This is a genomic window from Arthrobacter globiformis (genome assembly GCF_030818015.1).
GTDB lineage: Bacteria > Actinomycetota > Actinomycetes > Actinomycetales > Micrococcaceae > Arthrobacter > Arthrobacter globiformis_C.
The window spans coordinates 135,239-149,526 of record NZ_JAUSZX010000001.1; the positions used below are offsets into that span (position 1 = coordinate 135,239).

General features: G+C 68.9%; 14 protein-coding genes and 1 riboswitch. Of the genes, 2 read left to right on the top strand and 12 right to left on the bottom strand.

Annotation, left to right across the window (positions count from 1 at the left end):
* Window positions 1-82 precede the first annotated feature (82 nt).
* Together QFZ23_RS00640 and QFZ23_RS00645 are read right to left on the bottom strand one after the other, a co-directional pair.
* Window positions 83-1,342: an MFS transporter gene (locus QFZ23_RS00640; protein ID WP_306920047.1), complete on the bottom strand. Its 1,260-nt coding sequence runs from the start codon at window positions 1,340-1,342 to the stop codon at window positions 83-85.
* Window positions 1,343-1,353: 11 nt separating this feature from the next.
* Window positions 1,354-2,280 carry a dihydrodipicolinate synthase family protein gene (locus QFZ23_RS00645; protein ID WP_306920048.1) on the bottom strand — a complete coding sequence of 309 codons (927 nt, stop codon included), beginning with the start codon at window positions 2,278-2,280 and terminating at the stop codon, window positions 1,354-1,356.
* Between the two features lie 151 nt (window positions 2,281-2,431).
* On the opposite strand from QFZ23_RS00645, the gene pdxR reads away from it, so the two are divergent.
* Entirely contained in the window at window positions 2,432-3,793 is a 1,362-nt protein-coding gene (gene pdxR, locus QFZ23_RS00650) for a MocR-like pyridoxine biosynthesis transcription factor PdxR (RefSeq protein ID WP_444861251.1), read from the top strand.
* Window positions 3,794-3,892: 99 nt separating this feature from the next.
* On the opposite strand, the gene QFZ23_RS00655 is transcribed toward pdxR, so the two are convergent.
* Window positions 3,893-4,498, bottom strand: coding sequence for a LysE/ArgO family amino acid transporter (locus QFZ23_RS00655; protein ID WP_306920049.1), 606 nt, complete (start codon window positions 4,496-4,498; stop codon window positions 3,893-3,895).
* Between the two features lie 69 nt (window positions 4,499-4,567).
* Between QFZ23_RS00655 and QFZ23_RS00660 the strand changes: the two genes are divergently transcribed.
* The gene (locus QFZ23_RS00660) at window positions 4,568-5,473 is read left to right on the top strand and encodes an ArgP/LysG family DNA-binding transcriptional regulator (RefSeq protein ID WP_306920050.1); all 906 of its coding nucleotides are present in this window, start codon (window positions 4,568-4,570) and stop codon (window positions 5,471-5,473) included.
* Between the two features lie 111 nt (window positions 5,474-5,584).
* Here QFZ23_RS00660 and QFZ23_RS00665 read toward each other — a convergent pair whose 3' ends face one another.
* From QFZ23_RS00665 to pcaC, 9 genes are all read right to left on the bottom strand, one after another.
* Window positions 5,585-6,568, bottom strand: a complete 984-nt coding sequence (locus QFZ23_RS00665; RefSeq protein ID WP_306920051.1) for a C40 family peptidase — start codon at window positions 6,566-6,568, stop codon at window positions 5,585-5,587.
* Window positions 6,569-6,571: 3 nt separating this feature from the next.
* Window positions 6,572-6,742: riboswitch (cyclic di-AMP (ydaO/yuaA leader) on the bottom strand.
* 151 nt (window positions 6,743-6,893) lie between these two features.
* Window positions 6,894-8,267 carry an NAD(P)(+) transhydrogenase (Re/Si-specific) subunit beta gene (locus QFZ23_RS00670; protein WP_306920052.1) on the bottom strand — a complete coding sequence of 458 codons (1,374 nt, stop codon included), beginning with the start codon at window positions 8,265-8,267 and terminating at the stop codon, window positions 6,894-6,896.
* Window positions 8,264-8,635: an NAD(P) transhydrogenase subunit alpha gene (locus QFZ23_RS00675; RefSeq protein ID WP_306920053.1), complete on the bottom strand. Its 372-nt coding sequence runs from the start codon at window positions 8,633-8,635 to the stop codon at window positions 8,264-8,266. The genes QFZ23_RS00670 and QFZ23_RS00675 overlap by 4 nt, the downstream gene beginning before the upstream one ends.
* The gene (locus QFZ23_RS00680; RefSeq protein WP_306920054.1) at window positions 8,635-9,909 is read right to left on the bottom strand and encodes a Re/Si-specific NAD(P)(+) transhydrogenase subunit alpha; all 1,275 of its coding nucleotides are present in this window, start codon (window positions 9,907-9,909) and stop codon (window positions 8,635-8,637) included. Before QFZ23_RS00680 ends, QFZ23_RS00675 begins: the two co-directional genes overlap by 1 nt.
* A gap of 192 nt (window positions 9,910-10,101) precedes the next feature.
* The gene (locus QFZ23_RS00685; protein ID WP_306920055.1) at window positions 10,102-10,941 is read right to left on the bottom strand and encodes an IclR family transcriptional regulator domain-containing protein; all 840 of its coding nucleotides are present in this window, start codon (window positions 10,939-10,941) and stop codon (window positions 10,102-10,104) included.
* 167 nt (window positions 10,942-11,108) lie between these two features.
* Window positions 11,109-11,792 (bottom strand): 3-oxoacid CoA-transferase subunit B, encoded by a 684-nt coding sequence (locus tag QFZ23_RS00690; protein ID WP_306920056.1) that lies wholly within the window; start codon window positions 11,790-11,792, stop codon window positions 11,109-11,111.
* Between the two features lies 1 nt (window position 11,793).
* Window positions 11,794-12,495 carry a 3-oxoacid CoA-transferase subunit A gene (locus QFZ23_RS00695; protein ID WP_306920057.1) on the bottom strand — a complete coding sequence of 234 codons (702 nt, stop codon included), beginning with the start codon at window positions 12,493-12,495 and terminating at the stop codon, window positions 11,794-11,796.
* Between the two features lie 3 nt (window positions 12,496-12,498).
* Window positions 12,499-13,743, bottom strand: coding sequence for a thiolase family protein (locus QFZ23_RS00700; protein ID WP_306920058.1), 1,245 nt, complete (start codon window positions 13,741-13,743; stop codon window positions 12,499-12,501).
* A 78-nt stretch (window positions 13,744-13,821) separates the two neighbouring features.
* Complete coding sequence (pcaC, locus tag QFZ23_RS00705; RefSeq protein ID WP_306926587.1) at window positions 13,822-14,250, bottom strand: 4-carboxymuconolactone decarboxylase; 429 nt, start codon at window positions 14,248-14,250, stop codon at window positions 13,822-13,824.
* Window positions 14,251-14,288: the final 38 nt, after the last annotated feature.

A 14,288-nucleotide genomic window follows, 5' to 3' on the forward strand; every position in this document is an offset into this window, starting at 1 on the left:
AACCGCGATCCCGGGATATGGGGCACGGCCCTATCCATCCGGCTGATACTTGCGAAGGCGACCGGTGCGCGGCCGGCGACCCTCAGTGCGCCGTCTTCAGCCCGCCGGCGCCGCGGCGGTCCAGGACCGATGCCCCGGCACTGGCCAGGATGAGTGCGGCGGCAAGGAACAGGGGAAGCTGCGGCTCCCCTGTTATGACGACGCCGGCCGCGGCTGTTCCGGCGGACCCGGCGGTGATTTTGAGGGCACCAACCCAAACGAACACCTGCCCCCGGACCTGCGGCGGGGCAAATTCGCTCCGGGCGGCGAGGGTCGCCGCGAAGAAGTACGAGTTCAAGACCCCAGCGGCTGCGTAAGCGGCGACGGCAGGCACAAAGGACCCGGACAGGGCGGCGACGGCCAGCGCCGCAGCGACGAATCCCGCGAGACGCGTCACCAGCCGGTCCGCGTCGCCCCGCAGCGGACGGCACATCACTCCGGCCGAACCTGCCAGGCCGCCCAGCCCGTAGGCGGCCGTCAGAACGCCGGCGGCCGCCGGTTGCACCTGGAACATGGCGGTGGAGGCGACGGCCGCGATGGGGAGAGCCGCAACGGAGAACGCCACCGTGACGGTCAGGTACAGCATTCTCCGAAGGCGGCCTGTGACAGCCATGAGCCGCAGGGTCTTCGCCGGCCCCGGAACCTCGGCTGCCACTGCTGCGGGAGGAGCGTAGGGCAGCAATCGAACGACGGCGCCAGCCACGAATGTGGCCGCCGCCAGGATAAGCGCGGCTACAGTGGGCCCGGCCCAGGCGGAGACGGCGGCCACGACGCTCGGGCCGATGGTCCCGCCTATTCCGTAGGTGGCCACGTCCCATCCCTGCGCACGGCGCTGGCTGACCTGGTCCGGGCCGGCGATTGCCGGAAGGCGGCTGCTGATGCCACCGGTCAGCAGCGGCCCGACCAGCCCCGAAACCACCAGCAAAACGCCCGTGACCGCCGGCCACGTCACCGGGTACAGCAGCACGGCGGCGGCCAGCGTAGCGCCATGGACGACGCACGCCCACGCGATCAGGACGCGTCCGTCACGGCAGGAGTCCAGACTCCGCGCCACCAGCGGCCCCAGCAGGTGCGGCGCGGTGATGCAGGCACCGAGCAAGCCGGCAAGCCAACCCGGCGCCCCTCCTGTGGTGACCATGAGGACAATCGCCACAACGGCCCCGCCGTCCGCGGTGCGTGCCAGCGTCGCGGCCGCCACGTAGCGGGCCAGTCCGCCGCCGGCCCGGGCCGGTGCCTGCTTCTTCGGCGCTTCCTGCTCCACCCGTGCTTCTTGCTCCGCCGTACCGCGGTTCAGGCTACCCATGCCGTACCTGCTCAGGCGCCCAAGCCGCTGAGCCGCAGGGCTTCCTCGACTCGGGTGCGGCCCTCACCGTCGAGGCTTTTCAGTGGGCGGGGCAGGCACGGCGCCTCCACGAAGCCCAGCACTTCGGCCATGGTGGCAGCGACCCGCAGGCTCCCGTACCCGCGGAAGAGCGCCCATACGGGCTCCAGCGCAGCAGATGCTTCCAGCGCCAGGTCGCCCTGGCCGGACGGTTGGCCGGACTGGACCGTCTGGCCGATCTGGGCGGTCTGGGCAAGATCCACAATCACCCTGGCGGTTTTGGGAAACAGGCCAGCGATGACTGAATACCAAACGTCGCAGCCGGCGAGCAATGCCTCCGCTGCGGCCCAGTCGCCGCTGATACCCAAAGAGACACCCCCAGGAACTGCCGCCCGGAGCCGGGCGATGCGGTCGGCGGCCTGTCCCGGGGCCGGGGGCGGGAACTTGATCGAGGCAATGCCCGGAAGTTCAGCGATGCGGCCGTGGAGTTCATCCGAGAAGGTGAACCCTGTCGTGGCCGGGTTGTCGTAGACGGCGATCGGCAGATCGGACGCGGACGAGACCTCGCAATAGAGGCCGTAGACCTCTTCTTCGGTCAGCCGCTGATACGAAACCGGCGCCAGCAGCAGACCCGAGGCGCCCGCAGCCTGGGCATCACTGACGCACTCCAGCACGTCACGGGTGCGCATGGCACCGACACCTGCCACCACGGGAGTCCTCTGGGCAGCTTCGACGGCGGCCTCCACCACCCTGCGGCGTTCCCCGCGCAGCAGATAGGTGTAGACGCCCGTCGAACCAAGCACACCGATGGAGTCCGCTCCGGCATCAACACACCGGCCGACCAGCCGCACCAGTGCGGCTTCGTCGACGTTGTCCCCAGCGAGCGGAGTCAGGGGAAACGCACAAAGGCCTTTAAACATGAAAGGTGTCCTCTCTTCAGTTCAGCTTTGGTTTCTCCCTTCATGCTCACAGCCGGATTGGTCCTAGCATAGATCCAAGAATCCACAATTCAGGAGGACCAAGATCGAAGCCGAACTGCCGCTGGTTCTAGACCACCAGAGCCGCGTTCCGCTGGCCACCCAGCTGGTCGGCAGGCTGCGGGAAGCCATCCTGGACGGGACCCTGAGGCCGGAGCACACGCTTCCCGCATCGCGGCGCCTTGCCGCCGGGCTGGGCGTCTCCCGCGGAGTGGTGGTCCGCGCCTACGAGCAGCTTGCCGGCGAGGGGTACCTGGAGGGCCGGGGCTCGGGCGGTACCCGTGTGGCGGTACGCTCCGACGGCCGGGGCTTGGCGTCGGAAGGCACCCTGGCGGCATCCGGCATGGAGCAAACTGCAACGATCGACCTCACGCCCGGACGGCCGTCCGGCGCCCCGTTCCGTGACCGCGACTGGCGGGCCGCCTGGCGGAAGGCCGTTGCCGAGCCGGTGGAGGTTGAGCTTCCGGCCGCCTTGGGCACCCCGGCCCTTCGCGCTGCCGTTGCCGATCACCTCGCGGCTGCCCGCGGGCTGACAGTGAGTGCTGAGGACGTCATCATCACGGCAGGCACCAGTGACGCCCTGCAGCTGATCGTCGCAGCACTCCGTGGACCGGCGGACCGGCCCCGCGTGCTGATGGAGGACCCCGGCTATCCCACGGCCAGGCGGGTGCTTTCCGCCGCGGGAGCCGCGGTGGAAACCCTTCCGGTTGACGACGACGGACTGGAAGCGGCACAGCTTGCGGCCCTCGGCCCCCATCCTGACGCCATCCTGGTGACGCCCAGCCACCAGTACCCCCTGGGCGGCCGGATGCCGGTGAAGGAAAGGCTGGCTCTCTTGGCCTGGGCTGAAGCCAACCGCGTGATCATCTTGGAGGACGACTACGACAGCGAGTTCCGGCACCGCAGGATGCCCCTGCCTGCCCTCGCCTCGCTGCCCTCCGCGGCCGAAGTCGTTTTGGTGGGCACCTTCTCAAAGTCGCTGAGCCCGTGGCTGCGGTGCGGGTATCTCGTGCTTCGCGGCACCTCAGGGCAGCGCCTCAAGAACGCGCGGCTTGACCTCGGCACGCCCGTTCCCGGAGTGATGCAGTCTGCCTTGGCCAACTACATCGCCGGCGGCGGCCTCGCGCGGCACATCGCCCGGGCACGGCGCCAGTACGCGCATCGCCGCGAACTGCTGCTTGACCGGCTCGGAGGCCGGACAGATGTACAGTTGGCGGCCCTGGACGGCGGCCTGCACGCCGTCATCCGGCTCCAGTGGAACGTTCCTGCCGAGCGCCTGGCCGAGGAAGCACTGGGACAGGGGGTCCGGGTCGTAACACTGGCAAGCTACTTTGCAGAACGGACGCCGGAGAACGGTTTGGTCATGGGATACGGCGCCCCGACCGATCTGCAGCTGGCCCGTGCGCTGGACATCATCGCCGGGATACTCGATCGAATGGCCGGCGGCCCGCCGTAGCAAGGCGGCTCCGGACCGCCGGCCGGGCAGCCGCCGGTGTCAGGTCGCGAGGACGATGGTCAGGATCCGGTTGCGAGCGTCAGTGCGCGGTTGCGAGCGTCAGTGACCAGTCGCCAGGACGACGGCCAAAGTGAGCATGAGCAGGGCGACACCGCCGTCGAGGATGCGCCACGACGCTGGCCGCGCGAAAAAGCCGCTGAGTCCACGTGCCCCGTAGCCGATAAGGGGAAACCAGACGGCGCTGCCGGCGGCAGCCCCTGCCCCGAACAGCCACTTGCCTGAATCACCGTGGGTGTTGGCCAGCGAGCCCAGCAGCACCAGCGTGTCGAGGTAAACGTGGGGATTGAGCCAGGTGATGCCAGCGGCGGTGAGCACAGCAGACCAGACGGTTCCCCTGCCCGGGGAATCTGCTGCCTTGAGCGCTCCGGGCCGCACTGCACGCCGAGCAGCGAAAACCCCGTACGCCAGAAGGAACGCGACGCCGAACCACCGCACTGCGGCAAGGAGCAGCGGCGCGCCCTGGACGAGCGCGCCGATCCCGGCGACCCCGGCGAGGATCAGGACCGCATCGCTGGCGAGGCACACCAGGACGACCGGAAGAACGGCCTCGCGCTTGAGGCCCTGGCGCAGGACAAATGCGTTCTGGGCTCCAATGGCGACGATGAGGCTGAGGCCGGCTCCGAGTCCGGTCAGAAAAGAAAGCATTCTTCGAAGGTACGATCCGATAATCTGAAACACAATTCACTTTTTCTGTACTTCCATTAGAGTATCTTCATGGAACTCGACCAGCTCAGGGCGCTTGCCGCCGTCGTCGACCACGAGACCTTCGACGCCGCGGCGGGGGAACTCCGGCTCACCCCCTCAGCCGTGAGCCAGCGGATCAAGGCACTCGAACGCTCCGTGGGCAGCGTCCTGGTGCGGCGCCTCAAGCCGGTCCGGCCTACGCCGGCGGGCGAGCAGCTCCTCCGATCCGCGCGGCAGCTCCTGCTCCTCGCCGACGAGGCGGTCCTTGCCCTGCGGGGGCCGGGGCGCGCGGAGTGGGACGACGGCGGGCAGCCCAGTGCCGAGCGGCTGCGGGTTCCCATCGTGGCCAACGCGGACTCGATCGCGACGTGGCTGCCGGCGGCCTACCGGGAGATTGCGCTCGGCGGCCGCGTCGCCCTTGAGCTGCTGCGCGACGACGAGCACTCCACGGCCGACCTCCTTCGATCCGGCGACGCCGTCGGTGCGATCACCGCGGATCCCCGGCCGGTGCAGGGATGCACCATCCGGCCGCTGGGCACCATGGTGTACCGGGCCAAGGCGTCGCGCGAGTTCGTGGCCCGCTGGTTCCCCGACGGCCCCACCCCTGAGGCCCTCGCCGCAGCCCCCGTCATGCAGTACGACCGGAAGGACACCCACCAGCTCGCTGTCCTCGCGCGCATCGCGCCGGATGCCACTCCCCCGCAGCACTTCATTCCCGATTCAGTCCAGTACGTCGAATCGGTCCACGCGGGCCTGGGCTGGGGCATGGTGCCGGACCAACAGGATCCGGAAAACTCACTCGTGGAGCTCGACCCGGCGTGGAGCGAGGACCTTCGGCTCTACTGGCAGGTGTGGACGCTGGATTCACCGGGCCTCACGGAGGTGACGGACGCCGTCGTCCGCGCCGCCCAAACGCTGCCGCCGCACCGAAACTAGGCACCCCGACCAGGCGGCAGCACAACAGGGCCACGGTATTGCGAAAGCGACCAAACGCAGCAGCGGCGGGTGCTGATGCACCCGCCGCTGCTGTATGGACCCTGCCGCCTGTTAAGCGTTCACCCGCACGTAGGTGGAGCCGGTGAGCCACGAGGCCGGGTGCACGATGGTTTCGTTGACACCGTTCATGCCGCTGCTGATGGCCTGGCCGCCGCCGATGTAAACGCCGACGTGCCCGGCGCTGATCATCAGGTCGCCGGGCTGCGGGGCGGAAACCGGAGTGCCGTACTGATGGAACTGCGCGGGCGCCAGGTCGCCGACGGACTTGCCGACGGAGCGCAGAGCCTGTTCCACCAGGATGGTGCAGTCCTGGGTGGCACCGAGCTGCGCCCGGGCGGAAGCCACAATGGCTGCGCCCACGCCGCTGGCTGCCGGAGCGGGTGTTGCTGCCGGCGTTATCGACGCGGAGGCGTTGTAGATTCCCATGCCGGTGGGCGCCGGGACGGCCGGGGCCGCAGGGGCTGCCGGCGCGGCAGGAGCTGCCGGAGCCGCAGGAGCTGCCGGAGCCGCAGCTGCACCCGGCCCGGGGATGAAGATCTGGTCGCCGGGGTAAATGACCGAGGCCAGGGACAAGCCGTTCTCTGCGAGAAGTGCATCAAGGCTGATACCATGGCGTGCTGCGATGGCACCAAGGGTGTCGCCGGGCTCGACGGTGTGCGACGCACCGGCAACAGCAGATCCTCCGCCTGCCGGGGCCGGGACTGCCGGTGCGGCGAGCGCCTGGCCAGCGACGGACTGGGCAGTGGCGGCCGGGGCGGCCACTGCCTGGCCGGTGGCGGACTGTGCAGCGGCGGCCGGGGCGGCCACTGCCTGGCCGGTGGCGGACTGTGCAGCGGCGTCCGGGGTCTCAGGGGCGTAGGCGCCTGCGTGGGCGGGTGCCCCGGCGCCGAAGAGGAGACCGGAAGCGACGGCGGCGGCAGCCGCCGGCTTGGCAACCGAGGCTGCGTTGGACTTCAGGGAATACGACAGACCCTGCAGGGCGATGGACGTCGTTGGGGTGGCGCGGTGGCGCGCGGATGCGGACTTACGTGACATGGTGGATTGCCTCTCCCATGCCTGCGGGGTGAGCTGTCGGGTTCGGATGGGAGTCACCCGGTCCTGCCCGCCGGGTAGGCGCAGCGCTGGACTTAACCCCAAGGCCTTGACGCGCAAGGCCGGTACTAAGGTGGTTCCCCCGTCCCTGCCTGTCGGTTATAGCGAACGGATCCCGGTCAGCGGCAGGGCTCGGCATTCTGCCCGGGAATGCCCTGATTGGAACCAGGGCACCGGCCGAGGCTATCGCATGCACGTACCAAAAGTCACATTTAGGTAACGGCGGAGCCGCCGGAAGGGGATGGCAGACACCCCCGGACCCAATACCCTACAGGGCCTTCACCGCCCCTAGCACCTTCGTCAGGGACTCCTTCGCGTCGCCGAACAGCAGCGTGGTTTGCGGCTCGAACATGAGGTCGTTCTCGATCCCGGCGAACCCCGGCCGCATGGAGCGTTTGAGGAACACCACCTGGCGCGCGTCCGCCACCTCGAGGATCGGCATCCCGTAGATCGGGGAGCCGGCGGTGGTCTTCGCGGCGGGGTTGACGACGTCGTTCGCGCCCACCACCAGCGCGACGTCGGCGGTGCGGAACTCGGAGTTGATCTCGCCCATTTCCTTGAGCGATTCGTACGGCACATTGGCCTCGGCGAGAAGCACGTTCATGTGCCCGGGCATGCGTCCCGCCACGGGATGGATGGCGAAGTCCACCCGGATACCCCGGGATTCCAGGGCCTGAGCCAGCTCGGCCGCGGTGTGCTGTCCCTGCGCTACGGCCAGGCCGTAGCCGGGAACGATGATCACTCGCTGCGCGTAGCCCAGCAGCACGGCCACGTCCTCCGGGCTGGACGAACGGACCGGACGGTCGCTCACGGTGGTGGATCCCGCCATCGAACCTCCCCTGAAGGCGCCGAACAGGATGCCGGCCACGCTGCGGCCCATGGCCGCGGCCATCGCCCGGGTGAGGATGGTGCCCGACGCCCCCACCAGCGTGCCCGCCACCACCAGCAGCACGTTGCCCAGCACCAGTCCGGACGCGGCAACGGCGAGACCGGTGAACGCGTTGAGCAGCGAGATGACGATAGGCACGTCGGCGCCGCCCACCGGCAGCACCAACAGCACGCCTGCCGCCAGGCCCAGCAGCAGGAGCAGCAGCGCCAGGACGAGCGAGCCGCCCATCACAACGGCGGCCGCGGCACCGACTGCGGCCAGCAGCACCGCCCCCATGAGCACTGGCAGGCCGGGGAACACCACGGGGCGGGTGGTCATGAGCTCCTGCAGCTTCGCAAACGTCACGGCTGAGCCGGCGAAGGACACCGCCCCCACCAGCAGGGTAAAGACGACGGCGACGCGCACCCAGGCGTCCTCCGCATGCGGCAGTTCCAGCAGCGCCACGAGGGCGGCGGCGCCGCCGCCCACGCCATTGAAGAGGGCGACGAGCTGGGGCATCTGGGTCATCTTGACGCGCCTGGCCACGGGGGCGGCCACACCGGAACCGACGACAATGGCGCCGAGGATCAGGGGGACGTTGTCCAGCCGGGTGGAGAAAAAGACCGTAACGACGGCGACCAGCGCACCGAAGGCGCCGATGAGGTTGCCGCGGCGGGCGGTGCGCGGGGAATTCAGGCCCTTCAGCGCCAGGATGAAGAAGACGGCGGCCGCGAGGTAGAGCAGGGCGGTGACGTTGGGGTCGAGGAGGATCACCGCGTGGCCTCCGTGTTCTCCTGGGTTTCACTCTGAGGGACGCCCTGCCCTGGAGCTCCGACCTCGGGGGCGGGTTTGGCCGGTTTAACCGGCTTGCGGCCGCGGAACATCTCAAGCATGCGGTCCGTCACGACGAAGCCGCCCACCAGGTTCGCCGTGGCAAGAACGACCGCCAGCAGCGCCACCGCGAGGACCCAGGGGTGCGTGGCCCGGCCGGCGACGATGATGGCGCCAACCAGGATGATCCCGTGGATTGCGTTCGCACCGGACATCAATGGCGTGTGCAGCGTGCTGGAGACCTTCGACACCACTTCGAAGCCGACAAACACCGCAAGCACTGTGATCGTCAGCAGGCTGATGCCGTCCATCAGACCACCCCTTCGTTTTCCGACGCCTTCACCGGGTCATTCGCCATCTGGTCTGCGAGTTCGCTGTCCGCCCCGTCGGCAGTATCTGGTGGCGCGCCGTCTGACGCGCCGCCCTCCGGCGCGTTGTCCCCGGCGAGCGCCGCGAGGGCGTCCGCCGTCGGCGGGTGCCGCACCACGCCGTCGTGCGTCAGGCAGGCACCTGCTATCACGTCGTCGCCGAAATCCGGGGCCACCATCCCGTCCCGCGTCATCAGGGCGAGCAGGTTGGCCACGTTCTTTGCGTAGAGCCGGGACGCGTCAGTGGGCATGGCCGACGGCGCGTCCTTGAGGCCGACGACGGTGACGGTCCCCTTTCCGTCGGCGGTGGGGACGTGGATGTCCCGGCCGGCAACGGACCCTTCGACGTTGCCGCCTGACTCCGCGGCGAGGTCGACGACGACCGACCCGGGGCGCATCCCCTGCACCATCTCCCGGGTCACCAGGAGCGGGGCATGCCGGCCGGGAACCGCCGCCGTCGTGATCAGCACGTCGGCATCGGCGACATGCGGAGCCAGCAACTGGCGCTGCAGCGCGCCGCGGTCGGCGCTGAGCTCACGGGCGTACCCGCCAGCCGCCTCGGCCGTCTCCAGGTCCAGTTTGATGAAGGTGCCGCCCATGGACGTGACTTCTTCAGCGGAGGAGGGCCGGATGTCGTTGGCGGAGACGCGGGCGCCGAGCCGCTTCGCCGTTCCGATCGCCTGCAGCCCGGCCACGCCGACGCCGAGCACCAGCACCCTCGCGGGCGGGACAGTTCCAGCTGCTGTCATGTACAGCGGGAAGAAGCGGGGCAGGCGGATGGCAGCTTCGAGGACGCAGCGGTAGCCGGCCACGAGGGCCTGCGAGGAGAGGGCGTCCATGGACTGGGCACGGGAGATGCGCGGCACGAGTTCCAGCGCGAACGACGTGACCCCACGTTCGGCGAGCGCCCTCACGGTTGCGAGTTCGGACGACGGCGAGGCCAAACCCACGGTGACGGCGCCCCGCTTCAGGGCTGTCGCCGTCGGGAGTTCCAGCGGGCGGACATGGGCGAGGATATCCAGCCCGGCGGGGTCGAGGTCGGCAACGATGTGGGCGCCTGCCTGGCGGTATTCATCGTCGGCATGCCCGGCGGAGACGCCCGCCCGGGATTCGACCAGCACCTCCAGGCCCAGTCCGGCCAGCTGCTTTACGGTTTCCGGCGTCGCAGCGACCCGCCGTTCGCCTTCCCGGCGCTCCCGCGCTATGCCCAGCTTCACCCGCCACTTCCTTCCAACGGGTGCAGCGGCGCTTCTGCTCCCTTGGAGTTTCCGGACCTTCGCGGTCGGATGGACGGAGCGGCGCTGCTGCACGTAGTTGGCTAGAGTCTATGGCCCAAGACCGCGTGGCGGGAGGGTGACCCGTCGAATTCGCGTTGGAGTGAACCGGCCTGTGTGTACCGCTGACTGCCCCTACCGACCGCTGGAGAAGTCTGACGAAATTCGCTCTGCCGTGGCGACGATTTCCTTCCGCACGGATTCGAGGTAGGCCTCGGGATCCGGCTTGGCGGCCACGGACTGTGCCTGCAGCGAAACGTTGACCGCGGCCACAACCTTCGGACCGTGGTAGACCGGAGCGGCCACGGACATCAGCCCAAGCTCTAGCTCCTGGTCCAGCAGGCACCAGCCTTGAGCCCGGACTTTGTCGAGGGTGGCCAAAAGGTCTCTCACCGTGCCGATCGCGCGCGGGGTGAGGGGTTTGATCTCCGCCGCGGCCAGGTATTCCTTCAGCCGCTCCGGGGGAAGCCCGGCGAGCAGCACCCTGCCCATCGACGTCGCATAGGCCGGGAACCTGGTCCCCACGGTGATGCCGATGGTCATGATCCGGCGGGTGGTAACCCTGGCGATGTAGGCGATGTCGGTCCCGTCCAGCACCGCCGCCGACGTCGACTCCCCGAGCTTCAGCGACAGCTCTTCAAGGTGCGGCTGGGCCAGTTGCGGCAGGGAGAGCCCTGAAAGGTAGGCGTAACCGAGCTGCAAAACCTGGGCCGTGAGCGCGAAGGTCTTGCCGTCGGTGCGGACGTAGCCGAGCTCCACGAGCGTGTGCAGGAAACGCCGGGCCGTGGCACGCGTGAGATCCGTGCGGGCAGCCACCTCGGTGAGCGTCATGTCGGCATGCTCTGTGTCGAACGCGCGGATGACCGCCAGCCCGCGCGCGAGCGACTGTACGTACTGGTCACTGGCCGCTGGCGCCGCACCGTCCTTCGGCGGGCGGCCCGCCCGAGGCGTGGTCCCTGCTGCTGCGTCGGTCATGGTCACCAATCCTAATCGGCGCGAACGGACACTTCCGGCCCCGCCCCCAGCGCGAACGGACACTTCCGGCCCCGCCCCCAGCGCGAACGGACACTTCCGGCCCCGGCCCGAGCGAGGGCAAGGGCGCCAAGTGTCCGTTCGCGCTGGGAGTCGGAGGGAACGGCGGGTTAGTGCTCGACGGCGGGGGCTGCCGTGAGCGGGACGGGCACCAGGGCCTGGAGTTCCTCGAGGGTGCAGCCGAAGGTTTCCCGGACGCGGACGCCGTCGGGCCCGGTGAGGAATACGGCTTTGTCCGTGTAGACGCGGGTCACGCAGCCCACGCCGGTGAGCGGGTAGGTGCAGGATTCCACGATCTTGGAGGCCCCTTCCCTGGTCAGAAGGGTCATCATCACGAACACGTCCTTGGCCCCGGTGGCCAGATCCATCGCGCCGCCCACGGCGGGGATGGCGTCAGGAGCTCCGGTGTGCCAGTTGGCGAGGTCGCCGGTCGCGGAAACCTGGAACGCGCCGAGGACGCAGATGTCCAGGTGGCCGCCGCGCATGATCGCGAACGAGTCGGCGTGGTGGAAGTACGACGCGCCCGGGAGCTCGGTGACGGGGATCTTGCCGGCGTTGATGAGGTCCTCATCGATCTGGTCCCCGGTGGCCACCGGGCCCATTCCCAGCATGCCGTTTTCGGTGTGGAGGGTGATGTTCTGCTCCGGCTTGAGGTAGTTCGACACCAGTGTGGGCTGGCCGATCCCCAGGTTTACGAACGACCCCGGCGCGATGTCCCGGGCCACGAGCCGGGCGAGGTCGTCGCGCCCCAGCGGCGTTTCGGACGTCTGGATGCTCGTTTCTACAAGGCTCATCTCAGGCCACCTGTTCTGCGGTGCCGGCGGCGGCAGCTCCGCGGGAATCAATACGGACGATGCTGTTGACGTAAATGCCGGGGGTCACGATGTTCTCCGGGTCCAGCGCGCCGGTGGGCACGACCTCGGACACCTGGACCACGGTGTGCTTGGCCGCGGCGGCCATGATCGGGCCGAAGTTCCGGGCGGTCTTGCGGTAGATCAGGTTTCCGACGCCGTCGGCCTTCAGCGCCTTGATCAGTGCGACGTCGGCGTGAATGGGTGTTTCGAAAACCTGGCCGCGGCCGTCGATAATGCGGGTTTCCTTGCCCTCGGCCAGCATGGTGCCGTAGCCGGTCGGCGTGAAGAAGCCGCCGATGCCGGCGCCGGCGGCGCGGATGCGTTCAGCCAGGTTGCCCTGCGGCACCAGCTCCAGCTCGATCTGCCCGGCCTTGTACTTCGCGTCAAAGTGCCAGGAGTCGGACTGCCGCGGGAAGGAGCAGATCATCTTGCGGACCCGGCCTTCCTTGATGAGCAGCGCCAGGCCCTGGTCGCCCTGGCCGGCGTTGTTGTTCACGACGGTCAGGTCCGTGGCGCCGCTGTCCAGCAGCGCGTCGATCAGTTCGAACGGCTGGCCGGCGTTGCCGAATCCGCCGATCATCACGGTGGAGCCGTCCTTGACGGCCGCGACGGCCTCGCCGACCGTGTCAACGAAATTCAGCATCGCCTATGCCTTTCCTGTGTTGTTTCCGGAGGAAGGAGTCACGTTTTCGAGCACGACGGCGAGGCCCTGGCCGACGCCGATGCAGATCGCCGCCACTCCCCAGCGCTCACCGGAGGCCTGCAGGCTCCGCGCCAGCGTGCCCAGGATCCGGGTACCGGACGCGCCCAGCGGGTGGCCCATCGCGATCGCCCCGCCGTGGCGGTTCACGATCGAAGGGTCGATCCCCCAGGCGTTGATGCACGCCAGGGACTGCGCGGCGAAGGCCTCGTTAAGTTCGACGGCGCCCACCTGGTCCCAGCCGATGCCCGCCTTCGCGAGGGCCTTGTTCGCCGCCTCCACGGGGGCGAAGCCGAAGAACTGCGGATCGTTGCCGTGCGCGCCCCTGCCCGCGATGCGTGCCAAAGGTTCCAGTCCCAGGATCGATGAAGCATTCTCGGACCCGACCCAGGCCGCGGACGCGCCGTCGGACAGCGGCGAGGCGTTTCCGGCGGTGACCGTGCCACCCTTAGTGGTTCCCGACGCAGCATCGTCAGCCTCAGCACGGAACACCGTCTTCAGCCCGGCCAGCTTCTCCGCCGACGAACCGGGGCGGATGCCCTCATCGCGGACCAGGTCCGTGCCCGGAACCGGGGCCACCAGGTTGTCGTAGAACCCCTCGTCCCACGCCGCGGCCGACAGGTTGTGCGAGTTCGCGGCGAACTCATCCTGCTGCTGCCGGGTCACGCCATACTTCTCACGCAAACGCTCGGTGGCCTCACCCAGGGAGATGGTCCACTCCTTCGGCATGGCCTTGTTCACCAGGCGCCAGCCCAGCGTGGTGGACGCCAGGGTCATGTCCCCGGCCGGGTAGGGCTTCTCCGTCTTGGGCAGCACCCACGGCGCGCGGCTCATCGACTCGGCGCCGCCCACGAGGACCAGGTCTGCGTCGCCGGCGTTGATCTGACGGGACGCGATGATCGCCGCATCCAGCGACGAACCGCAGAGCCGGTTCACCGTGGTGCCGGGGATCGAGACCGGCAGCCCGGCCAGCAACGTGCCCATCCGGGCGATGTTGCGGTTCTCCTCGCCGGCACCGTTCGCGTTCCCGAAGACCACCTCATCAATCCGCTCAACGTCAAGCTGCGGGGCGCGCTTCACAGACTCGCCGATCACATGCGCTGCAAGGTCGTCGGGCCGGACGCCGGCGAGGCCGGAGCCGAACTTTCCGAACGGCGTGCGTACGGCGTCGTATACAAATGCCTGGTTCATGAATTCCTCGAATTCTCTGGACCCAACTGGGTAGCACTTAAGGGCGTTATGAGAGCTCAGAACGCCCTCTGCTGCTACCTAGTTGGGTGGGATGGGGGTGTTGTCGAGCCCGGCGCTGTCCATTTCATGGAAGACCTGCTGGGCTGTCTTGAAGGCGGTGTTGGCGGAGGGGACTCCGCAGTAGATGGCGGTCTGCAGCAGGATCTCCTTGATCTCGTCCCTGCTCAGTCCGTTGGTAATGGCCGCGCGGATGTGCATGGCCAGCTCTTCCCAGTGCCCGTGCGCCACCATGGCGGTGATGGTGACGGCGGAGCGCATCTGGCGCGGCAGGCCCGGGCGGGTCCAGATGCCGCCCCACGCGATGCGGGTGATCATGTCCTGGAAGTCCTCGGTGAAGGCGTCCTTCTTGGCGTTGGCCCGGTCCACGTGCGCGTCGCCGAGCACTTCGCGCCGGACCACCATTCCGCCGTCGTAAATCTCCTGGCTGGTGGCGTCCGGCTGGACCACACCGTTGCGCCGGGCGTCGGCAGGCCGGGTGTCGGCAG